The organism is Streptomyces boetiae, assembly GCF_031845405.1.
Classification (GTDB): domain Bacteria; phylum Actinomycetota; class Actinomycetes; order Streptomycetales; family Streptomycetaceae; genus Streptomyces; species Streptomyces boetiae.
In genome coordinates, this window is the sequence record NZ_JAVREN010000009.1 from 80,281 (window position 1) to 100,972 (window position 20,692).

Genomic DNA, 20,692 nt, shown 5'->3' on the forward strand with positions numbered 1-20,692 from the left:
CAGGACCTGGCGGCCGAGCAGTCCGTCCTCGGCGGCATGCTCATGTCCAAGGACGCCATCGCCGACGTGGTCGAGGTCCTCCAGGGCCACGACTTCTACAAGCCCGCCCACGAGACGATCTACAGCGCGATCCTCGACCTGTACGCCAAGGGCGAGCCCGCCGACCCCATCACCATCTCCGCCGAGCTGACCAAGCGCGGCGAGCTGGCCCGCGTCGGCGGCGCCGGCTACGTCCACTCCCTCGTCCACCGTGTCCCCACCGCCGCCAACGCCGAGTACTACGCCGAGATCGTCCACGACCGCGCCGTCCTGCGGCGCCTCGTCCAGGCCGGTACCCGAATCACCCAGATGGGATACGCCGCCGACGGCGACGTCGACGACATCGTCAACGCCGCCCAGTCCGAGATCTACGCCGTCACCGAGCAGCGCACCGCCGAGGACTACCTGCCCCTCGGCGACATCATGGAGGGCACCCTCGACGAGATCGAGGCCATCAGCAACCGCAGCGGCGAGATGACCGGCGTCCCCACCGGCTTCACCGACCTCGACTCCCTCACCAACGGCCTCCACCCCGGCCAAATGATCGTCATCGCGGCCCGCCCGGCCATGGGCAAGGCCCTGGCCCTGGACACCCCCCTGCCCACCCCCACCGGCTGGACGACCATGGGCGAGGTCAGGCCCGGAGACCTCCTCCTCGACGCCTCCGGAAGACCGACCCGCGTCGTGGCCGCCACGGAGGTGCTGACGGGACGGCCGTGTTACGAGTTGGTCTTCGACGACGGCACCGCCGTGATCGCCGACGCCGATCACGAGTGGCTCACCGACACCCGGGCCTCGCGCAGATCCCCCGGGACCGTCCCCGCAGCGGTCAGGACCACCAAGGAGATCGCCGAGACGCTGCACTGCCCCACGGCCGACCGTCGTAGGAACCACACGGTGAAGACCGCCGCCCCTCTCGACCTTCCCCCTCAGGACCTGCCCGTCCCGCCTTACGTGCTGGGTGTCTGGCTCGGCGACGGGCACAGCGACGCCGCCCGGATCACCTCCGCCGACCCCGGCATCCTCCGCCGCGTCCAGGAGGAGGGCTTCACCGTCCGCAGGGTCGGCGGGACGTCGCTCACCTACGCCCTGCGCTTCCACACCGGCGACGCCCGGCCCATCGAGCGCGGCTGCGCCGTCTGCGGGAAGCCCTTCGTCCCCAAGCTCGCCCACGTGCGGACCTGCGGCCGGTCCTGCGGGGGGAGGGCCCGCCTCTTCTCGCCCCCCGTCCCTCACACCGCGTGTGTGGACTGCGGCAAGGACTGCTTCTCGGCCTCCGCCGAGCCCCGCTGCGCCGCCTGTCACCGGAGCCACGGCAGTCTCCTCGTGCGGCTGCGGCAGATGGGTCTCCTGGGGAATAAGCACATTCCACCGGCGTACCTGCGCGGCTCGGTGGCCCAGCGCAGGGAGTTGCTCGCCGGGCTCCTCGACACCGACGGGACGGTGACGAACACCGGCTCGGTGCAGTTCGCCGTGACCAGCAAGGCCCTTGCCGAAGGTTTCCGCGAGCTGGTCGTCAGCCTCGGCTATCGCTGCGGCATGACGAGGCGCCCGGTCAAGGGCCGCTACCCGCACACCTCCATCGCCTACCTCATCACCTTCACGCCGGGCGACGAGGTGTTCGGGCTGGAGCGGAAGCGGCGCGCGCACGCGGACCGGCGGCGCCCCGGGACGCCGCGGCTGCGGCAGCGGTTCATCACCGAGGTCCGCGAGATCGAAAGCGTCCCCGTCCGGTGCGTCCAGGTGGACAACGCCGACCGTCTTTATCTGGCCACGCGGTCGATGATTCCGACGCACAACTCCACGCTCGCGCTGGATTTCGCGCGGACCTGTTCGATCAAGCACAAGCTGCCGAGTGTCATCTTCTCGCTGGAGATGGGGCGGAACGAGATCGCCATGCGGCTGCTGTCGGCCGAGGCGCGGGTGGCGCTGCATCACATGCGGTCCGGGAGCATGACCGACGAGGACTGGAATCGTCTGGCCCGCCAGATGGCCGAGGTCAACGAGGCGCCGCTCTACATCGACGACTCCCCGAACCTGTCGATGATGGAGATCCGCGCCAAGTGCCGCCGCCTCAAGCAGCGCAACAACCTCCAGCTCGTCGTCATCGACTACCTCCAGCTGATGCAGACGGGCGCCAGCCGCCGCCCCGAGAGCCGCCAGCAGGAGGTCTCGGAAATGTCCCGGAACCTCAAGCTCCTCGCCAAGGAGCTGGAGGTCCCCGTGGTCGCCCTCTCCCAGCTCAACCGAGGCCCCGAACAGCGCACCGACAAAAAGCCGATGATCTCCGACCTCCGCGAATCGGGCTGCGTCACCGCGGGGACTCGCGTGCTGCGGGCCGACACGGGCGCCGAGGTCACCATGGGAGAGCTGCTGACGAGCGGCGAGCGCGACATCCCCGTCTGGTCCGTGGACGAGCACCTGCGCCTCGTCCCGCGCACGATGACCCACGTCTTCCCCAGCGGCACGAAAGAGGTCTTCAGGCTGCGCCTGGCCTCCGGCCGGGAGATCGAGGCCACGGCCAATCACCCGTTCCTCACCTACGACGGGTGGACGCCGCTCGGCGAACTCGGCGTCGGCTCGCGGGTGGCCGTTCCCCGGCGGATCGGGGCGCCGGAGCGGACGGCCGCCTGGCCCGAGCCGGAGCTGGTCATGCTGGCGCACCTCCTCGGAGACGGCTGCGTCGCCCCGCGCCAGCCGGTCCACTACACGAGCAACGACGAGGCGAACCTCGCCGCGGTCGAGGCAGCGGCGGCGCACTTCGGCATCACGCCGAGGCGCGTGCCCCAGGGAGCGTGGCAGCACGTGTACCTGCCCGCCCCGTTCCGCCTGGCGCGCGGCCGGCGCAACCCGATCGCCGCGTGGCTCGACCGGTTCGGCCTGTACGGCAAGCGCGCCCACGAGAAGTTCCTCCCACCGGATCTGTTCGCCCTGCCGGACGAGCAGATCCGGCTCTTCCTGCGCCACCTGTGGGCGACCGACGGTTCCGTGACGGTCGCCAAGTCCGGCGCGGTGCGCGTGTACTACGCGACGACGAGCGAACGCCTCGCGCGTGACCTTCAGCAGCTCCTGCTGCGACTGGACATCAGATCACGCGTATACGCCGTCAGGAACGCGCGAGGGCGCTCGGGCTGGTCGTTGGAAGTGGCAGGTGCAGACGAAGAGCGTGCCTTTGTGGAGCGTGTGGGAGTTTTCGGCGCGCGGTCAGCTCGAGCCACCGAAGCAGCGGAGCGGCTGGCGTCTGTGAAAGCGCGCACTAGCCTGGACACGGTCCCTCAGCAGGTATGGGCCGACGTGCGTGAGGTGATGAGAGAGCGACGCCTCTCTATGGGCGGCCTGTGTCATGGGATTGGTTCCGTCCGTAAGGACATCGCGAGCAGGGCCCCAGCCCGCTCCCGATTGGCCGCAATTGCTGCAGTACTTGAAAATGCCCGGCTGGAACTGCTAGCGACCAGCGATGTGTTCTGGGATCGAGTCGTCTCAGTCGAGAGTCTCGGCGAGCAGGACGTCTACGACGCCACGGTGCTCGGCACGCACAATTTCGTCGCGAACGGCATCTCCGTCCACAACTCGATCGAACAGGATGCCGACATGGTGATCCTGCTGCATCGGGAGGACGCGTACGAGAAGGAGTCGCCGCGGGCCGGGGAGGCGGATTTGATTGTGGCGAAGCATCGGAATGGGCCGACGGCCACGATCACCGTGGCTTTCCAGGGGCACTACTCGCGGTTCGTCAACATGGAGGGGGGCTTCTGAGGTGTACCGGGAGCGGCCGTCCCGGTTGGGGGGCGGGGTGGTGGTGTGGGGGAATGCGCCTCCGGTGGGTGGGGTGGCCCGGGTCGTGCCGGATGGGTGCATGGATGTGATGTGGCACGGCGGGGAGTTGCTGGTGGCGGGGCCGGACACCCGGGCGCAGGTGGTGGAGGGGGCGGACGGGGGGCCGTGGACGGGGGTGCGGTTTCCGCCGGGGGTGGGGCCGGCGGTGCTGGGGGTGCCGGCGGATGAGTTGACGGATCGGCGGGTGGCGCTGGAGGCGCTGTGGCCGGGGGCGGAGGTGCGTCGGCTGGCCGAGCGGGTGGCGGGGGCGGCGGAGCCGGGGGCCGTGCTGGAGGCGGTGGCGGCCGGGCGGCTGCGGCGGGGTGGGCCGCCGGAGCCGTGGCGGGCCGTCGCGGCCGAGTTGCTGGGGGCGGGGCTCGGGGTGGCGGCGACGGCCCGTCGGCTGGGGCTGAGCGAGCGGCAGTTGCGGCGACGCAGCCTGGCCGCGTTCGGGTACGGGCCCAAGACGCTGGCCCGGGTGCTGCGCCTTCAGCGGGCGCTGCGCCTGATACGCCGGGGCCGGCCGCCGGCGGAGGTGGCGGTGCTGGCGGGCTTTGCCGATCAGGCGCACCTGAGCCGGGAGGTGAGGGAGCTGGCGGGGGAGCCGGTCAGCCGGTTGCGGTGAGCGGGGCGAAGAGGTCGACGCTGTTGCCGTCGGGGTCGAGGACGACGGCGTAGCGCTGTCCCCAGAAGGCGTCCCAGGGTTCGCGCTCGCCGTGGTAGCCGGCCTGCACCAGCTCCTGGTACTGCCGGTCCACGCCCTCGGGGCCGTCGCAGAGGAAGGCGAGGCTCATGCGGTGGCCGCCGGTGGGCGGGGTCCAGTCGGGGAACATGGCCCGGACGGTTTCGGCGGTGTCCCAGGCGATGCGCAGCCCGCCGGGCAGGGTGGCCTCGACGTGGGGCTCGGCCTCGCTCCCGGCGGGGATGTCGAGGCCGAGGCGCCGGTAGAACGCGAGGGCGGCGGCCATGTCGTCGGTGACGAGTCCGATGAGGTCCAGTCGTGCTGTCATGCTCCGCAGCCTAGGGAGGGGCCCGCCCGCCCGGCTTGAAGGAATCGGACGCGTCGGCCGCGGGGGCGGGGCGGCGCGCGGGGCGGGCGTTCGGCCGCGGGCGTTCACAGGGCGCGGACGGCGGCGACGAGGGGGGCGAGGGCGGGGCGGCGTTCGGCCTCGTCGAGGGCTTCGCGCAGGGCGGCGTCGTTGACGGGGCGGGCAGCGGTCAGGAGCTGGTGGCCGGCGTCGGTGACGTCGGTGTAGATGCCGCGGCGGTCGGTGGGGCAGAGGTAGCGGGTGAGCAGGCCGCGTTCTTCCAGGCGGTTGACCAGGCGGGTGGTGGCGCTCTGGCTGAGGACGACGGCGTCGGCGAGTTCGTTCATCCGCAGGTGGCCGCCGTCGCCGCCGTGCTGGCCGCTGAGGACGTCGAGGACGGAGTACTCCCGGACGCTGAGGCCGTGGGCGGCCTGGAGGGCGCGTTCGATGTGCGCCTCGATGCGGTCGTGCAGCGCGGAGAGGGCGCACCAGCCCTGGGCGAGGTCGGGTTGGGGACGCGTCATGGCGGCTCCTCGGGGTCCTGTCACCTCAGGGTAACGCAACGGCAAAATAGTCGGCGCTTGCGTATATCAAGCGTCTGCAACTATTGTCAGTGCGGGTAAAGCCTGCCCGCATGAAGTTCGCCGGAAGTCTGCTGAAGTCTGCTGAAAGGAGGCGTGCCATGCCTCTCGCGCTGCTCGCGCTGGCCGTCGGGGCGTTCGGGATCGGGACCACCGAGTTCGTGGTCACCGGCCTGCTGCCGGAGATCTCGGACGAGTACGGCGTCTCGGTTCCCACCGCCGGGTTCACCGCCTCCGGCTACGCGCTCGGCGTGGTGGCCGGGGCGCCGCTGCTGGCCATCGCCGGGGCCCGGGTGCCGCGCAAGCGGATGCTGCTGTTCACGATGGTGCTCTTCGTGGCGGGGAACGCCCTGTCCGCCGCGGCCCCCGCCTTCGGCGCGCTGCTCGCGGGCCGGGTCGTCGCCTCGCTCGCGCACGGGGCGTTCTTCGGCATCGGCGCGGTGGTCGCGGCCGGGCTGGTCGCCCCGCAGCGGCGGGCGGGCGCCATCGCGCTGATGTTCACCGGCCTGACCGTGGCCAACGTCGTCGGCGTGCCCGCCGGGACGCTGCTGGGCCAGCAGGTGCACTGGCGGCTGACGTTCGTGGCCATCGCCCTGGTCGGGGTGGCCGCGTTCGCGGGCGTGGCCGCGCTGGTGCCGGGGGAGGGGCGGGCCGGGGGCGGCGGGCGTTCCCCGGAGGCGGGGGGCGTGCGGCGGGAGCTGGCGGCGTTCCGCAACGCCCAGGTGCTGCTGGCCATGGCCATCACGGTGCTCGGCTTCGGCGGCGTGTTCGCGGCGATCACCTACATCGCGCCGATGATGACGGAGGCGGCCGGCTACGCGGAGTCCTCCGTGACCTGGCTGCTCGTGCTCTTCGGCGTCGGCCTGGTGGCGGGGAACCTGGTCGGCGGCCGGTACGCGGACCGCGCCCTGATGCCGATGCTCTACCTGTCGCTGGCCGCCCTGGCCGTGGCGCTGGCGGCGTTCACCGTGACCGCGAACGACCGGGTGGGCGCGGCCGTGACGCTGGCGCTGATCGGGGCATTCGGCTTCGCGACCGTTCCGCCGCTGCAAAAGCGCATCCTCGATCACGCGGCCGAGGCCCCCACGCTGGCCTCGGCGATGAACATCGGGGCGTTCAACCTGGGCAACGCCCTCGCCGCCTGGCTCGGCGGCCTGGTCCTGTCCGCGGGCGGCGGCCCCACCCTGCCGAACCTCGTCGGCGCGGGCATGGCCGCCAGCGCCCTGCTGCTCGCCGTGCTGGCGGCGGCCCTGGAGCGGCGCGGGCCGCGCGGTGGGGGCGCGCCGGTGGCGGCCGGGCGCCCCGCGGAGGCGCCCGCGGCCGTGGGCGCGGCGGAGGCGGCCCGCGGCTGAGGCGGCGGGGGACCGGGTCACTCGGCCCAGGGGACGGCGCGCACCTCGCCGGTCCCGGGGAGGGTGGCCCGGCCGCCGTTCGCCGTGCAGACCAGGGCCTCGGCCGGGGCCTCCCCGTCGACGGCGATCCGCCGGACCTCGCCGGCCGCCAGGATCGCGGCCTGGCCGGGCGCCACCCGGCGCGGCTCCGCGTCCCCGGCGGCGATCAGCAGGGCGCCGGTCAGCGGCACCCAGATCTGCTCGCGGTCCATCGCGTGCGGGGGCCCGGCCGCGCCGGGTTCCATCCGCACCCGCCAGGCGCTGACCTCGGCGGTGCCGCGGCTGGGGGTGGCCAGGCTGGTCATCTCGGCGTTGGGGGTGACGGTGACGTCGGCGGCGGTGGGGACGGTGACGCGCATGGCGGGCTCCGGGGGTTCTCGTCGTCAGTCGTAAGTAAAGATGCTTTACTCGCTGCTCGCTGGAGTAAAGCATCTTTACTCGTCTGTGTCACCATGGCCGGGTGACCGACCACGCCACCGCCCGCCCCGAGCACGGCCCCGATCCGCTCGCGGGGGCGGAGCTGACGTTCCTGCTGGGGTGGGCCTTTCAGCTGCTCATCGGGGAGTTCACCGCTCGCCTGGAGCGGGCCGGGCACGGCGGGCTGCGGCCCGCGCACGGCCTGGCGTTCCAGGCGCTGCGCGCCGGCGGGGCCACGAGCAGCGAGCTGGCGCAGCGGCTGGGGGTCACCAAGCAGGCGGCCGGGCAGCTGGTCGACGAGCTGGAGCGGCGCGGCTACGTGCGCCGCGAGCCGCACCCGGCGGGCGGGCGGCGGCGCCTGGTAGTGCTCACCGAGGCCGCGCACCGGCACCTGGAGGCGGCCGGGCACGTGCTGCGCACGCTGGAGGCCGAGGTCGCGGGCCGGCTCGGCGCGGGGAAGGAGCCGGGCGCCGCGCTGGCGGGTCTGCGGGATGAACTGGCACGCCTGGTAAGGGAATTGGGCGGCGACCCGCCGCCCCCGCTGCGGCCGGTCTGGTAGGGGCGGCGGGAGTGCCTCGCTAGCCCAGGGCGAGGGAGTAGGGGGCGAAGCGGCGGGCGGGGTCGCCGGGGAGGCCGGGGGCGCCCAGGACCATCAGGGTGCAGCGGGCCGTCTCGGCCAGGCCGGACGCGCGCAGCCAGGCCGCCAGCCGGGGGTGGCGGTCGTCCGCGTCGAAGCGCAGCGGCGCGTCCGAGCCCGCCGCCAGCGCGGTGATCAACGCCCGCGCCACCGCCTCGTCGTCGGCCAGGACCGGCCCGGCGACGGCCGTTTCGGCGTTGGGCCAGCGCGCCGCGTACCCGGCGAGGCCGCCGCCGGGCCGCTCCGCGACCAGGAAGCGATCGGAGAACGCCGGGAGCCGGGTCAGCAGCGGCGTCCGGTCGGCGCCGAAGGCCGGCAGGTCGTAGGCCAGCACGCCGGGGAGGTCGGCGGCCGTCGCCGCCCGCACCGCCACGCCCCCCGCGGCCTGCCCGCCCGCCGGGGCGAAGGCCCCGCGCAGCGTCGTGACCGCGCCCACCGGCTTGAAGCCCAGCCGCTCGTACAGCGGCCGTCCCCGGTCGGTCGCGGTGAGGAAGACCGCCTCCGTCGCGCACCGCTCCAGCGCCGTCCGCAGCAGCCGCTCCCCCAGTCCGCGCCGCTGGTGCCGGGAGGCGACGAGCATCATCCCCACCGAGGCGGCCTCCCGTCCGTACGGCGTCACCACCACCGCCGCGATCAGCCCGCCCGCGGGCCCGTCCCCGGCCGCCGCGTCGATGCCGTAGCCGCGGCCGGCGGCCAGCAGCAGCCGCCACTTGTGGTGCTCGGGCGGCCAGCCGCAGTCGGCGGCGAGTGCGACGCAGGCGTCCAGGTCGGCGAGGGTCAGGCGGCGGACGGCGGGCGGCGGCGAGGTCGGCGGGGAGGGCGTCACGGGCCTCAGAGTGGCGGACGCGGCGCGGAGACGGCGAGCGGTTTTCCGGTCCGCGCCCCCGCCGCGCCGGGGCGCGCGGCGGCGCGACGGGCCGCGCGCCCCCAGCGCGTCAGGCCCCACGGCTTGAGCACCGAGATCGCCGTCATGAACAGGTAGGTGGCCAGCGCCACACTCGGCGGCACCACGAGCCCCGCCGGGTCGGGAACGGGCTCCCCCGCCGCCACCTGCCCGGCCGCCTCGTCGATCCCGGCCCGCAGCGCGAACACCGAGGCCGCCGCGGTGATCAGCGTCAGCACGAACTTGGTCAGCACCCACCGGTAGCGCACCAGCCCCCAGGGCGTGCCCAGTGAGAGGACCAGGCCGCTGATGAGCGTCAGCAGCGCGAGCGGCGTCACCAGCCAGTCGCCGAAGACCCGCATCGAGAGGTAGGCGGCCTCGGCGGTGGCCGCCGACCCGGTGGTGGCGCCGGCCACGGCCAGCACCAGCAGGCACAGGGTCAGCCCGAGCCAGCCGACGGACACGACGACGTGGAGGACCAGGAGGCCCCGGCGGGCGGGGCGCGCGAGCTGTCTCATGCCACCCACGGTGGCCCCGGGAGCCGCCCCCGGTCGTCTGACGGCGGGAGTATCCCCCGCTACTCGCGACCGAGTACGCCCCGCCGCGGCGGAACCGAGTGGCCCCGGCCGGGGCGGTGGGATAGGGGTGGCGCTATGACCCAGACCGACGAGACCCCGACGAGCCCCGAGACGCCCGGCGACCTGCTGCCGGAGACCCGGCGTGCCCTCGACCACCGCCTCGCCACCGCGCAGGCCACCGGGCGCGCGCCCTCTGTCCTCGCCGCTGTGGTGCGCGGGGGGCGCACGGTGTGGAGCGCCGCGCGCGGGGAGCTGCCCGAGGGCGCGCGGCCCGAGGACGTTCAGTACCGCATCGGCTCGCTCACCAAGACCTTCACCGCCCTGCTCGTGCTGCGCCTGCGGGAGCAGGGCCTGCTCGCGCTCGACGACCGGCTGGGCGACCACCTCCCCGCCCCGCACGGCGCGCGCGCCACCGTCGCGCAACTGCTCACGCACACCGCCGGGCTCGCCGCCGAGGCCCGCGGCCCCTGGTGGGAACGCACGCCCGGCGCGCTGCGCCCCGAGCTGACCGACGTCTTCGGCGAGGCCCCCCAACTCCACCCGCACGGGCTGCGGTTCCACTACTCCAACCCCGGCTACGCCCTGCTGGGCGCCCTGGTCGAGCGGCTGCGCGGCGAGCCGTGGTCCACCGTGCTGCGCCGCGAGGTGCTGGAGCCGCTGGGCCTCGAGCGCACCACCGCGCTGCCCGCGCCGCCGCACGCCGCCGGGTGGGCCGTTCACCCGCACGCCGACGCCCGGCAGCCCGAACCGGCCGTGGACACCGGGCGGATGGCCCCGGCCGGGCAACTGTGGTCCACCCTCGGCGACCTGGCCGCGTTCGCCGGCTTCCTGCTGCGCGGCGACGACCGGGTGCTCGGGGCGAAGTCCCTGGCCGCGATGCGCGAGCCGGCCGCGCCGCCCGAGGGGCCCGGCTGGGAGTCCTGCTACGGCCTGGGCCTTCAGCTCCTGCGCCGCGAGGGCCGGGTGCTGGCCGGGCACAGCGGGTCGATGCCCGGGTTCGTGGCCTGCCTGTGGACCAGCCCGGAGGAGGACCTGGCCGCGGTGGCGCTGGCCAACGCCACCTCCGGGCCGCCCGTCGCCTCGCTGGCGGCCGGGCTGCTGGAGCTGGTGGCCCGCCGGGAGCCCCCGCTGCCCCCGGTCTGGCGGCCCGGCCCCGGGGCCGACCCGGAGCTGACCGCGCTGACCGGCACCTGGTACTGGGGGACGGTCCCGGCGGGGCTGCGGCTGCTGCCCGGCCGGGCGTTGCTGCTGGAGCCGGCCGGCGGCGGGGTGCGCGGCAGCCGCTTCCTGCCCGCCGCGGACGGCACGTGGACGGGGATCGAGGGGTACTACGCGGGCGAGACGCTGCGCGTGGTGCGGGGCGCGTCCGGCGCGGCGGAGGCGCTGGACGTGGGCACGTTCGTCTTCACGCGCCGTCCGTACGACCCCGGGGCGCCCCTTCCGGGGGGCGCGGACCCGGAGGGGTGGCGGTGAGCTTCCTCACGCCGGGGGCGGCGGGCCGGACAGGCTCCGGCCCGCGCCAGGGGCGTTCAACGGCCGCTCCCGGCCGCCCGGTTCAGGCCAGCGGCAGCTCGAAGCCCACGTGTGTGGCCCGGAAGCCCAGCCGCTGATAGAAGCGGTGCGCGTCCGCGCGGGCGTTGTCCGAGGTCAGCCGGACCAGCGCGCAGTCCTGCCGGGACAGCCCGTGCGGGATGCTGAGCTGGAGCGATCCCACGACCCGGCCCGCGCACTCGCCCACCAGCAGGTGCTGCCGGGGGTCGGCGTCGATCCGCTGGAAAGCCGCCGGACAAGGCCCGAGTTCGGCCGGATTCTCGCGCGTCGCGCCCAGCGCGTCGTCCGCCGGCATCGCGACGATCCCGGGCACTTCTTCCCGCCGCGCGGGGCGCAAGGTCATTTGCTCAAGGGGCACGTCACACAGCCTAGGAAACTTCGATAAACCGCAGGAAACGTGCGAACCTCGCGTTCCAGGAAGGGGCTTGTGTCTCAGCCGCATAACGGTAGGGTCGGCTAGGCGTCCGGGGCGGCCGAGAGCCGTTCAGTTTATGGGATGCCAGGGGTTCGAGGGCCGGGTTTCCGGTTAACCCCGCGCTCCCGGTGAGGGTGCTGACACGCTGTGCGACCGGGAGTTGATCGAGGCGAGGCAGGGTCATGACCGCGATATCGGCCGACGACGGCGCCACCACCACCGGCAGCGGGACACCCGGCGAATACGAGGGCATTCCGGGCGTCCGCGGGCAGGCGACCCCCGGCGGACGGCCCCGCGGACGGGCGGCAGGGCCGGCGGGCGGAGCGGCGGACCGGGGCGCGGAGACCCCCGCGGAACACCCGCCCCACGCCCCCGCCGGGCGTTCCGGAAATGGCGTGCCTTCCCGCGACGCCGTTGTGATCCGGGGCACCCTCGCGGAGATCGAGCCGATCGCGGACGAGGTGACCTCGTACTTCTACGCGCTGCTGTTCGTGCACAATCCGGGGCTTCGCGAGATGTTCCCAGCTGCGATGGACACCCAGCGCGACCGCCTCTTCGGCGCCCTGCTCACGGCCGCCGAACATATCGACGACACCGTGACCCTGACGGAATATCTGTCCCATCTCGGCCGGGGTCACCGGAAATACGGCACCCGCCCCGAGCACTATCCGGCAGTCGGGGAGTGCCTGATGGCCGCGCTGGAACGCCACGCACCCGCGACGTGGGGCCCGGAGGCGGAAGCGGCCTGGGTGCGGGCGTACACCGCGATCTCCCAGACGATGATCGACGCCGCCGCCGAGGCCGAACTCACCGCCCCCGCATGGTGGCAGGCCGAGATCGTCGCCCACGAGCGCCGCACCAGCCACGTCGCGGTGGTCACCGTCCGGCCCGACCAGCCCTACCCCTACCGGGCCGGCCAGTACTGCACGCTGGAGACCCCCTGGTGGCCGCGCGTGTGGCGGCACTACTCCTTCGCCTCCCGGCCGCGCCCCGACGGCCTGCTCACCTTTCACGTCAAGTCCGTCCCGGCGGGCTGGGTCTCGCGTTCCCTGGTGCACCGGGCCCGGCGCGGCGACGTGCTCAGACTCGGGCCGTCCGGCGGCTCGATGACGCTGGACGCCGCCTCCGGGCGCGGCCTGGTGTGCGTGGGCGGCAGTACCGGCATCGCCCCGATCAAGGCGCTGGTGGAGGAGGTCGCGGAGCACGGCGTGCGGCGGCCCGTCGAGGTCTTCTTCGGCGCCAACCGCGACTCCGAGCTGTACGACCTGGACGCCCTGCTCGCGCTGGAGCGGCTCCACCCGTGGCTGTCGGTGCGGCCGGTGGTCGCGGAGTACGCCCGGCGCGGGATCGAGGGGCGACTGCCGGACGCGCTGCGGCAGTTCGGGCCCTGGCGCGAGCGCGACGGGTACCTGGCCGGGCCGCCGCAGATGATCCGCAAGGGCGTCGAGGCGCTGGTGACCGCGGGCGTTCCCGCGGAGCGGATACGGCACGACTTCCCCGGCCGCCTGGTGTCCGCCGGGGGGTGAGCCGCGCCGCGATGCCGCGATGTCCCGCCCGCCGCCCCATGCGCCGCCGGCGCACGCCCCTCTCGTGCGCCCCCCGTCCGCCCCCTCCGCCCCTTCCCGACCCGCCCCCACCACCCCCACGAGGCCGGAAGCGACCCACGGCATGACACAGACCCCACCCCCAGGCACCCCCGCCGCCGGCCGCCGCCCGGGCAGCGACGGCGAGCACGCCCTCCAGCGCCGGCTCGGCTCCGAGGAGCGGGCCGGCCGCTTCTACGACGAGCAGGTGCTCGACCATCTCAACGAGCGGATGCGGGAGTTCGTCGCCCGGCAGGAGATGTTCTTCCTTGCCACGGCCGACCGGCACGGCGAGTGCGACAACAGCTTCCGGGCCGGGCCGCCCGGCTTCCTGCACGTGCTCGACGCGCGCACGCTGGCGTTCCCCGAGTACCGGGGCAACGGCGTGCACGCCTCGCTGGGCAACATCTCCGAGAATCCGCACGCCGGCCTGCTGCTGATGGACTTCACGCGCGCCCGCATCGGGCTGCACGTCAACGGCCGGGCGCGGATGGTCCCCGACGCGGAGCTGCGCGCGGCCCACCCCGGCCTGCCGGTGGACTCGGTGCCGGGCCGCCGGCCCGAGGCCTGGGTCGTGGTGGAGGTGGAGGAGGCCTACATCCACTGCGCGAAGCACATCCCGCACCTGGTGAAGGCGCCCCGCGGCACGCCCCGCGACTGGGGCACGGACGACCAGCGGCGCAAGGGCGGGGACTTCTTCGGCGCGGCGCGCGACGCGCAACTGCGGCGCACGCGGGAGCGCGACGGGCTCGCCGCGCCGGAGCCCGTCGTCCCGGCTGCCGCCGCGGCGCCCGCGCCCCCGGACGCGGAAGCCTGGCGCGAGGAGGCGCGCAGGGCCCTGGAACGTGCCGAGCGCCTGGGCTCCGGCGCGGAGGACCGGGCGGGCGCGGGGGCGCACGGCAGCGGCTGGTTCGGCTGACCGCGCGCCGGGCGTTGCCCCGGGCGTTGCCGTGAACGCCGGCGGCGGGCGTTGCGGCGAACGTCCGCGGCGGGCGTGGCCGGGCGTGGCCGCGGCGGGCCTCGCGCCGGGCGTTCAGGCGAAGTCGGGGGCGAAGAGGGCGCGGATGCCGACGATGTTGCGGGAGAGGTAGGTGCGCAGCGAGGAGGGCACCACGTCCACCGAGGCCAGGGCCTGCGGGGTGAAGGGCAGCCGCACGATCTCGTAGGTGCCGCAGGGGTGTTCCACCTCGGGGCCGTGCCGCAGGGCGGGGTCCATCGAGGCGAGCCGGCAGGCGAAGAAGTGCTGCACCTTCAGACCCGGCCTGGCCTCCTCGCCGTCCCCGGGGGTGTAGGGGACGGTGTCCACGAAGGCGGGCACGACGTCCGTGATCTCCGCGCCCAGCTCCTCGAACACCTCGCGGTGCAGGGCGTCCAGCACGGTCGCGTCCTCCGGCTCGACCCCGCCCCCCGGGGTGATCCAGTAGGGGGCGCGGCCGGGCTTGGTGCGCTTGATGACGATCAGGTGGTCGGGGCTCTCGCGGGTGTCGAGGAGGATGGCGCGTGCGGTGCGCTTGACCACCCGGCCTCCCTGGGGGTGCGCTTGGAACATGTGAGTCATGTGGCCCGGGGGCTCGCGGGCGAAACCTGCGCGCCCTACGGTGCCGTCCGGCCCGTCCCGAGCGCGCCGTCGAGGGCCCGGCGCACGTCAGCGATCAGGTCCTCGGGGTCCTCCACGCCCACCGAGAAGCGGACGAAGCCCTCGGGCACGGCGTCCCCTCCCCACCTGCGGCGGCGCTCGGCGCTGGAGCGCACGCCCCCGAAGGAGGTGGCGTCGTCCACCAGCCGCAGCGCGGCGAGGAAGCGCTCGGCCTCCTCGCGGCCGGGCAGGACGAAGGAGACCACGCAGCCGAACCGCCGCATCTGGGCGGCGGCCACGGGGTGCGCGGGGTCGTCCGGCAGGCCGGGGTAGCGCACGCCGCTCACGCCGGGGCGCTCGCGCAGCGCGGCGGCCAGCGCAAGGGCGTTCTCCTGCTGGCGGTCCACACGCAGGTGGAGCGTGGCCAGGCCGCGGTGGGCCAGCCATGCCTCCATCGGGCCGAGGATCGCGCCCGCGGCGGTGCGCCAGTCGGCGATCCGGTCGGCGAGCGCCGGGTCGCGGGCCACGGCGTAGCCGAGGAGGACGTCGCCGTGGCCGTTGAGGGCCTTGGTGCCGCTGGCCACGGCGAGGTCGGCGCCCAGCTCCAGGGGGCGCTGGCCGAGGGGGGTGGCCAGGGTGTTGTCCACGGCGACCAGGGCGCCGCGGGCGTGCGCCGCCGCGGACAGGCGGCGGACGTCGCAGACGTCGAGGCCGGGGTTGGACGGAGTCTCCAGCCACAGCAGCCGCGGCCGTCCGGCCTCCTCCAGGGCCGCGAGCTGGGCGTCGCGGGCGGTGGGCGCGGCGCGGACCAGGACGCCGAACGCCTCCAGGCGCTCGCGCAGCCGGGACAGCGACTGGTACCCGTCCGAGGGGAGGACGGCGGTCTCGCCGGGGCGCAGCAGGCCCAGGAGGACGGCGCTGATGGCGGCCATCCCGGAGGGGAAGACGACGGCGCGCGCGGCGGCGTCGCCGGGGGCCTCCAGCTCGGCGACGGCCCGCTCCAGCAGCGTCCAGGTGGGGTTCGTGTCGCGGCCGTAGGTGTAGGGGGCGGTGGCGGGGTCGCCGGGCAGGTGGAAGTGGGAGGTGAGGGCGGGGCCGGGGAGCGGAGGCGCGTACGCCTGCGCCTCGGGCAGGCCCGCGCGGACGGCCCGGGTGCCTTCGCCCAGCCGGGCGGCGGGCCTGGCCTCTGCCTGGCCCCGGCCCCGGTCCGCGCCCTGTTCCTCGGCCGGGTCCCGGCCGTCCTTCCCGTCGCCCGGTGCCGCGCTGGTGCTCATGCCGGCAGCCTACGGCCGGCCCGGCGCGGGCGGGTCACGCGGCGGAGCGCAGGGCTCCGACCAGCCGGGGCACGGCCTCCTCGATGATCTCCAGGCAGGCGGCGAAGCCGGCGTCTTCCCCGTAGTACGGATCGGGGACGTCGGAGCCGTCGGGGCGCAGCAGCAGCACCTTGTCGGCCGCCTCGCGGGTGGGCGCGAGGCGGCGCAGGGCGCGCAGGTGCGAGCGGTCCAGCGCGACGACCAGGTCGTACCGTGCGAACCAGGAGGCGCCGAAGCAGCGCGCGGCGTGCCCCTCCGCGCCGGGGGCGTACCCGGCCTCGCGCAGGGCGGCGACGGCGCGCGGGTCGGCGGGCTGGCCGACGTGCCAGTCGTCGGTCCCGGCGCTGTCCACCAGGACGCGGCCGGCCAGGCCCTCGGCGGCGAGCCGCTCGCGCAGCACGGCCTCGGCCATGGGGGAACGGCAGATGTTCCCCGTGCAGACGAAGCAGACGCGCAGGGGCCGGGGGCGGCCGGGCCGCGGCGGGGCGGGGTCCGCGTCGGCCGTCTCAGTCACGGTCGAGCACCAGGTTGACCGCCCAGGAGACGATCGAGATGATCAGGCCGCCCCAGAAGGCCGCGCCGAATCCGTCGACATTGAAGGCGTCGCCCGACAGGGCGGCGGTCAGCCCGAGCATCGCGGCGTTGATCACCAGCGTGAACAGGCCGAGCGTCAGGATCAGCAGGGGCAGGGAGAAGAACGAGACGATGGGCTTGACCACGACGTTGACCGCGCCGAAGATCAGCGCGACGACGCAGAGCGTGGCGGCGCGGGCCCCGGTGTCCGCGTCCCCGTCGCCGAGGGTGATGCCGTCCACCACCCACACGGCGACCGCGAGGGCCACCGCGTTGGCGACGAACCGGAAGAAGAGACTAGACATACAGGTGATCGTTGCAGACGAGCCGATCCGCGCAAGGGGATCGCGACGGGAATCAGGGGAAAGCGGGGGACGGACCCGGTGAAGGCATTCCGGCTGGACGAGCTGGAGGCGGAGCGCCTGGCGCACGACGGCGCCTACCTCCGCTTCCTTCGCGAACGCAATCTCTCGGCCGGTCTCTACGCGCTGGCCGCCGGGGAGCAGGACACCCAGCGCCCGCACCGCCAGGACGTCCTCAACTTCGTCGTCAGCGGCCGGGCCTCGATCACGGTCGGGGAAGAGACGACGACCGTGGCCCGCGGCAGCGTCGTTTTCGTCCCGGGCGGGGTCCCGGCCCGCTTCCACCACATCACCGAGGACCTGCGGGTCCTGGTCGTCTTCTCTCCCCCCGAGGGCTGAGCCCTCCCCCGAGGGCCGGGCGGCCCGCCGCTCAGGGTCGGGATCAGGGAACGGTCAGGGGGAGACCGGGGGCGGCGGCCCTCCCGGGGCGGGCCCTGCGCGCTTAGCATCGAGTACGTGGCGGCGCGTCGAGGACGCGCGGTCCTTCGTGCGGAGCTAGGAGCCGGTGGCGATGAAGCGAGCCTTTATGACCCTGCCGTGGTGGGTGCGGTGGATCGCGCTGCCCGCCATAGCCGTGGTCGTCCTGGGCACCCTGCTGGGGGGCCTGGTGGTGTGGCTGCTGCACCTGCTGTTCCGGCTGCTGCTGATAGCCGCCCTGGTGGCCGTGCTGATCTTCGTGGTCCGGAAGGTCACCTCCTCCTCGTCCTCCGGTGGCGGCGGCTGGTAGGCGCCGCCGTCCCGCCGGGCGCGCCGGGAGCCGCGAGGGAGTGGGGGTCCCGGTCCGCGCTGACCACCAGCGCCGCCAGCAGGGTGGTCACCGGCACCGAGGCCACCAGCCCGATCGAGCCCACCAGGGTGCGGACGATCTCCTCGGCCACCAGCTCGCTGTAGGCCACCGTCCCCACGCTGCTCTGTGCGATCGTGAAGAGCAGCAGCAGCGGCAGGGCGGCGCCCGCGTAGGCCAGCACCAGGGTGTTCACCACCGAGGCGATGTGGTCCCGGCCGATCCGCATCCCCGACTGGTACAGCCGGCGCCAGCCCGCCCCCGGCTCGGCGAGCTTCAGTTCCCACACCGCCGAGGTCTGGGTGACCGTCACGTCGTCCAGCACGCCCAGCGAGCCGATGAGAATGCCCGCCAGCAGCAGCCCGCGGATCTCGATGTCCGGGTAGAGCGTGTGCACCAGCCCGGTCTGGTCGTCCGTGTTCCCCGTCAGCCTGGCCCAGGAGGTGAACGCCGAGCCCAGCAGCCCGATCAGCAGCAGCGAGACCAGCGTGCCCAGGACGGCCACGGAGGTGCGGCCGTTGACCCCGTGGCAGAGGTACATCGTCACCAGCATGATGACGCTGCCCCCGATCACGGCGACGAGCAGCGGATTCGAGCCGTGCAGGATCGCCGGGAGGATGAAGAGTGTCAGCACCGCGAAGCTCACCACGAGGCCGGCCAGCGCGAGCAGCCCGCGCAGCCGCCCGACCGCGACCACCGCCAGCGCGAAGACGCCGGCCAGCAGCAGCATCGGCGCCTTCCGGTCCACGTCCGCGATGCTGTACTGCAACTCCTCGGGAGCGTCCGGCGCGTAGGCCACGATGACGCCCTGTCCCTCGTCGTAGCGCTGGGTGGAGTCCGGCGGGACGATCTCGGTGAAGGTGCGCCCGGCGTGCGGCCCGGAGGTCACCTCGACCGTCGCCTGCTCGCACGCGCCCGTCACGCCCTGCTGGACCATCACCCCCACGTCCTCGCAGGCGACCTCGCGCACCTCGGTCACCTCGGCCCGCTCGCGCTGCTGGTCGAAGCCGACGCCGGTGTGCCCCTCCTGCTCCGGCGCCCCGCCCGGCCACAGCACGATCAGGCCGATGCCCACGACCGCGGCGAAGGGAATCAGCACCGCCGCTATCACCCGCCGCAGGTGCGCCGAGACCGGCGTGGCCGGCCCGTGGGCGTGCGCGTGGGGCGTGGGGTGCGGCGTGGCCTCGTGGCGTTCTCCGTGTGCGGTCACCGTCCGATCATCGCGTAAGCGGCCTGGCCCTCTGTTCAGGGCGCCCGGTGTGCCGTTAGCGTGGAGCCGCGAATCGTTTCGCACCTCGCATATCGCACACCGCGGGAGCTCCGGGCACGGGGCTGAGAGGGCGCTGGGGCCGCGCCGACCGCCGAACCTGTTACCGGGTAATGCCGGCGTAGGGAGTCAGGTCTGATGACCATTCAGGATGCCGACGCACGCACGCCTGCCGACGGGGCCGCCGGGCCCGTCATCGGCTCGCACAAGGCGTACCTCACCGGATCCCGGCCGGACCTTCGGGTCCCGGTCCGGCGGGTCCACCTCACGGACGGAAACTCCGTCACCCTCTACGACACCTCGGGCCCGTACACCGACCCCGGGGTCGTCACCGACGTCCGCCGCGGCCTGCCCCCGCTGCGCCGCCCGTGGATCGAGGAGCGGCGCGCCGACGGGCAAGCGGGCCTGGTCACGCAGCTCGCGTACGCGCGCCGGGGCGAGATCACGCCGGAGATGGAGTTCGTCGCCCTCCGGGAGAACGTCGCCCCGGCCTTCGTCCGCGACGAGATCGCCGCGGGCCGCGCGGTTCTGCCGCTGAACGTCAACCACCCCGAGGCCGAGCCCATGATCATCGGGAAGAACTTCCTGGTGAAGGTCAACGCCAACATCGGCAATTCGGCCGTCACCTCCTCCGTCGAGGAGGAGGTCGAGAAGATGACCTGGGCCACCCGCTGGGGCGCCGACACGGTGATGGACCTCTCCACCGGCCGCGACATCCACACCACCCGCGAGTGGGTGCTGCGCAACTCCCCCGTCCCCGTGGGCACCGTCCCCATCTACCAGGCCCTGGAGCGGGTGGGCGGCCGGGCCGAGGAGCTGAGCTGGGAGGTCTACCGCGACACGGTGATCGAGCAGGCCGAGCAGGGCGTGGACTACATGACGGTGCACGCCGGCGTGCTGCTGCGGTACGTCCCGCTCACCGCGCGCCGCAAGACCGGCATCGTCTCGCGCGGCGGCTCGATCCTGGCCGCCTGGTGCCTGGCGCACCACCAGGAGAACTTCCTGTACACGCACTTCGCGGAGCTGTGCGAGATCCTGCGGGCCTACGACGTGACGTTCTCGCTGGGCGACGGGCTGCGGCCCGGCTCGATCGCGGACGCCAACGACGAGGCGCAGTTCGCCGAGCTGCGCACGCTGGCCGAGCTGACCCGGACCGCCCGGGAGCACGACGTGCAGACCATGATCGAGGGCCCCGGGCACGTGCCCATGCACAAGATCAAGGAGAACATCGACCTCCAGCAGGAGCTGTGCCAGGAGGCGCCGTTCTACACGCTCGGCCCGCTGACCACGGACGTCGCCCCGGGGTACGACCACATCACCTCCGGCATCGGCGCGGCGATGATCGCCTGGTGGGGCACCGCCATGCTCTGCTACGTCACGCCGAAGGAGCACCTGGGACTGCCCGACCGCGACGACGTGAAGACCGGCGTCATCACCTACAAGATCGCCGCGCACGCGGCCGACCTGGCCAAGGGGCACCCGGGGGCGCAGGTGTGGGACGACGCGCTCTCGGACGCGCGTTTCGAGTTCCGCTGGGAGGACCAGTTCAACCTCTCCCTCGACCCCGACACCGCGCGCGCCTTCCACGACGAGACCCTGCCGGCGCCGCCCGCCAAGACGGCGCACTTCTGCTCGATGTGCGGGCCGAAGTTCTGCTCGATGAAGATCAGCCGGGCGATCAACGAGCAGTTCGGCGGCGAGGCCGAGGCCACCCCGGAGGAGGTCGAGGCCGGGATGCTGGCCAAGTCCCGCGAGTTCGCCGAGTCCGGCGGCCGGCTCTACCTCCCCCTGGCCGACTGACCGGGACGGGCTGAGCGGGCCGGGACCGGCCGAGGCCGGTCCCGGCCGCTTCCCGCGGGCGGCGGGGCGCGCCGTCCGCGGGGGTCCGGCTCGCGCGT

The 20,692-nt window shown here is 74.2% G+C and carries 21 protein-coding genes; 10 read left to right on the forward strand and 11 right to left on the reverse strand.

Annotated elements, in window-relative coordinates; all coding sequences use genetic code 11:
• Positions 1 to 42: 42 nt before the first annotated feature.
• A complete protein-coding gene (locus RM780_RS08820) occupies positions 43 to 3,795 on the forward strand; it encodes a replicative DNA helicase (RefSeq protein ID WP_394812923.1) in 3,753 nt (1,250 codons plus the stop codon).
• Positions 3,796 to 3,838: 43 nt separating this feature from the next.
• Positions 3,839 to 4,480 (forward strand): helix-turn-helix domain-containing protein, encoded by a 642-nt coding sequence (locus RM780_RS08825; RefSeq protein WP_394812924.1) that lies wholly within the window; start codon positions 3,839 to 3,841, stop codon positions 4,478 to 4,480.
• Here RM780_RS08825 and RM780_RS08830 read toward each other — a convergent pair.
• Together RM780_RS08830 and RM780_RS08835 are read right to left on the reverse strand one after the other, a co-directional pair.
• Positions 4,464 to 4,865, reverse strand: coding sequence for a VOC family protein (locus RM780_RS08830; protein ID WP_311630005.1), 402 nt, complete (start codon positions 4,863 to 4,865; stop codon positions 4,464 to 4,466). The genes RM780_RS08825 and RM780_RS08830 overlap by 17 nt on opposite strands.
• A gap of 104 nt (positions 4,866 to 4,969) precedes the next feature.
• Positions 4,970 to 5,407: a MarR family winged helix-turn-helix transcriptional regulator gene (locus RM780_RS08835; protein ID WP_311630006.1), complete on the reverse strand. Its 438-nt coding sequence runs from the start codon at positions 5,405 to 5,407 to the stop codon at positions 4,970 to 4,972.
• Positions 5,408 to 5,565: 158 nt separating this feature from the next.
• Here RM780_RS08835 and RM780_RS08840 point away from each other — a divergent pair, with 158 nt between their 5' ends.
• Positions 5,566 to 6,816 carry an MFS transporter gene (locus RM780_RS08840; protein ID WP_311630007.1) on the forward strand — a complete coding sequence of 417 codons (1,251 nt, stop codon included), beginning with the start codon at positions 5,566 to 5,568 and terminating at the stop codon, positions 6,814 to 6,816.
• Positions 6,817 to 6,833: 17 nt separating this feature from the next.
• Here RM780_RS08840 and RM780_RS08845 read toward each other — a convergent pair whose 3' ends face one another.
• A complete protein-coding gene (locus RM780_RS08845; protein WP_311630008.1) occupies positions 6,834 to 7,214 on the reverse strand; it encodes a cupin domain-containing protein in 381 nt (126 codons plus the stop codon).
• A gap of 101 nt (positions 7,215 to 7,315) precedes the next feature.
• Here RM780_RS08845 and RM780_RS08850 point away from each other — a divergent pair, with 101 nt between their 5' ends.
• Positions 7,316 to 7,831 (forward strand): MarR family winged helix-turn-helix transcriptional regulator, encoded by a 516-nt coding sequence (locus RM780_RS08850; RefSeq protein WP_311630009.1) that lies wholly within the window; start codon positions 7,316 to 7,318, stop codon positions 7,829 to 7,831.
• A 19-nt stretch (positions 7,832 to 7,850) separates the two neighbouring features.
• Here the strand turns inward: RM780_RS08850 and RM780_RS08855 are convergent, their stop codons facing one another.
• Entirely contained in the window at positions 7,851 to 8,735 is an 885-nt protein-coding gene (locus RM780_RS08855; protein ID WP_311630010.1) for a GNAT family N-acetyltransferase, read from the reverse strand.
• A 5-nt stretch (positions 8,736 to 8,740) separates the two neighbouring features.
• Positions 8,741 to 9,310: a DUF2269 domain-containing protein gene (locus RM780_RS08860; RefSeq protein ID WP_311630011.1), complete on the reverse strand. Its 570-nt coding sequence runs from the start codon at positions 9,308 to 9,310 to the stop codon at positions 8,741 to 8,743.
• A 135-nt stretch (positions 9,311 to 9,445) separates the two neighbouring features.
• Between RM780_RS08860 and RM780_RS08865 the strand changes: the two genes are divergently transcribed.
• On the forward strand, positions 9,446 to 10,843 hold the full coding sequence (locus RM780_RS08865) for a serine hydrolase domain-containing protein (protein WP_311630012.1): 1,398 nt from the start codon (positions 9,446 to 9,448) through the stop codon (positions 10,841 to 10,843).
• Between the two features lie 82 nt (positions 10,844 to 10,925).
• Here RM780_RS08865 and RM780_RS08870 read toward each other — a convergent pair whose 3' ends face one another.
• Positions 10,926 to 11,264 (reverse strand): GNAT family N-acetyltransferase, encoded by a 339-nt coding sequence (locus RM780_RS08870; RefSeq protein ID WP_311630092.1) that lies wholly within the window; start codon positions 11,262 to 11,264, stop codon positions 10,926 to 10,928.
• Between the two features lie 254 nt (positions 11,265 to 11,518).
• Here RM780_RS08870 and RM780_RS08875 point away from each other — a divergent pair, with 254 nt between their 5' ends.
• Complete coding sequence (locus tag RM780_RS08875; RefSeq protein WP_311630013.1) at positions 11,519 to 12,862, forward strand: globin domain-containing protein; 1,344 nt, start codon at positions 11,519 to 11,521, stop codon at positions 12,860 to 12,862.
• A 142-nt stretch (positions 12,863 to 13,004) separates the two neighbouring features.
• Positions 13,005 to 13,838 (forward strand): pyridoxamine 5'-phosphate oxidase family protein, encoded by an 834-nt coding sequence (locus tag RM780_RS08880; RefSeq protein WP_311630014.1) that lies wholly within the window; start codon positions 13,005 to 13,007, stop codon positions 13,836 to 13,838.
• 114 nt (positions 13,839 to 13,952) lie between these two features.
• Here the strand turns inward: RM780_RS08880 and RM780_RS08885 are convergent, their stop codons facing one another.
• From RM780_RS08885 to RM780_RS08900, 4 genes are read right to left on the reverse strand one after another with little or no spacing between them, the layout of a single operon-like run.
• A complete protein-coding gene (locus tag RM780_RS08885; RefSeq protein ID WP_311630015.1) occupies positions 13,953 to 14,468 on the reverse strand; it encodes an NUDIX hydrolase in 516 nt (171 codons plus the stop codon).
• A gap of 44 nt (positions 14,469 to 14,512) precedes the next feature.
• Positions 14,513 to 15,769 carry a cystathionine gamma-lyase gene (locus RM780_RS08890; protein ID WP_311630016.1) on the reverse strand — a complete coding sequence of 419 codons (1,257 nt, stop codon included), beginning with the start codon at positions 15,767 to 15,769 and terminating at the stop codon, positions 14,513 to 14,515.
• A gap of 34 nt (positions 15,770 to 15,803) precedes the next feature.
• Entirely contained in the window at positions 15,804 to 16,322 is a 519-nt protein-coding gene (locus RM780_RS08895; RefSeq protein WP_311630017.1) for a low molecular weight protein-tyrosine-phosphatase, read from the reverse strand.
• Positions 16,315 to 16,686, reverse strand: a complete 372-nt coding sequence (locus RM780_RS08900; RefSeq protein ID WP_311630018.1) for a phage holin family protein — start codon at positions 16,684 to 16,686, stop codon at positions 16,315 to 16,317. The genes RM780_RS08895 and RM780_RS08900 overlap by 8 nt, the downstream gene beginning before the upstream one ends.
• Positions 16,687 to 16,764: 78 nt before the next feature.
• On the opposite strand from RM780_RS08900, the gene RM780_RS08905 reads away from it, so the two are divergent.
• Both RM780_RS08905 and RM780_RS08910 read left to right on the forward strand, forming a co-directional pair.
• Positions 16,765 to 17,082, forward strand: coding sequence for a cupin domain-containing protein (locus RM780_RS08905; RefSeq protein WP_311630020.1), 318 nt, complete (start codon positions 16,765 to 16,767; stop codon positions 17,080 to 17,082).
• Positions 17,083 to 17,254: 172 nt separating this feature from the next.
• Positions 17,255 to 17,470 carry a DUF5326 family protein gene (locus RM780_RS08910; protein WP_311630021.1) on the forward strand — a complete coding sequence of 72 codons (216 nt, stop codon included), beginning with the start codon at positions 17,255 to 17,257 and terminating at the stop codon, positions 17,468 to 17,470.
• On the opposite strand, the gene RM780_RS08915 is transcribed toward RM780_RS08910, so the two are convergent.
• Positions 17,433 to 18,737, reverse strand: coding sequence for a YibE/F family protein (locus tag RM780_RS08915; RefSeq protein WP_311630022.1), 1,305 nt, complete (start codon positions 18,735 to 18,737; stop codon positions 17,433 to 17,435). The genes RM780_RS08910 and RM780_RS08915 overlap by 38 nt on opposite strands.
• Before the next feature lie 195 nt (positions 18,738 to 18,932).
• Between RM780_RS08915 and thiC the strand changes: the two genes are divergently transcribed.
• Complete coding sequence (gene thiC / locus RM780_RS08920) at positions 18,933 to 20,594, forward strand: phosphomethylpyrimidine synthase ThiC (RefSeq protein WP_311630023.1); 1,662 nt, start codon at positions 18,933 to 18,935, stop codon at positions 20,592 to 20,594.
• The last annotated feature ends 98 nt before the right edge of the window (positions 20,595 to 20,692 follow it).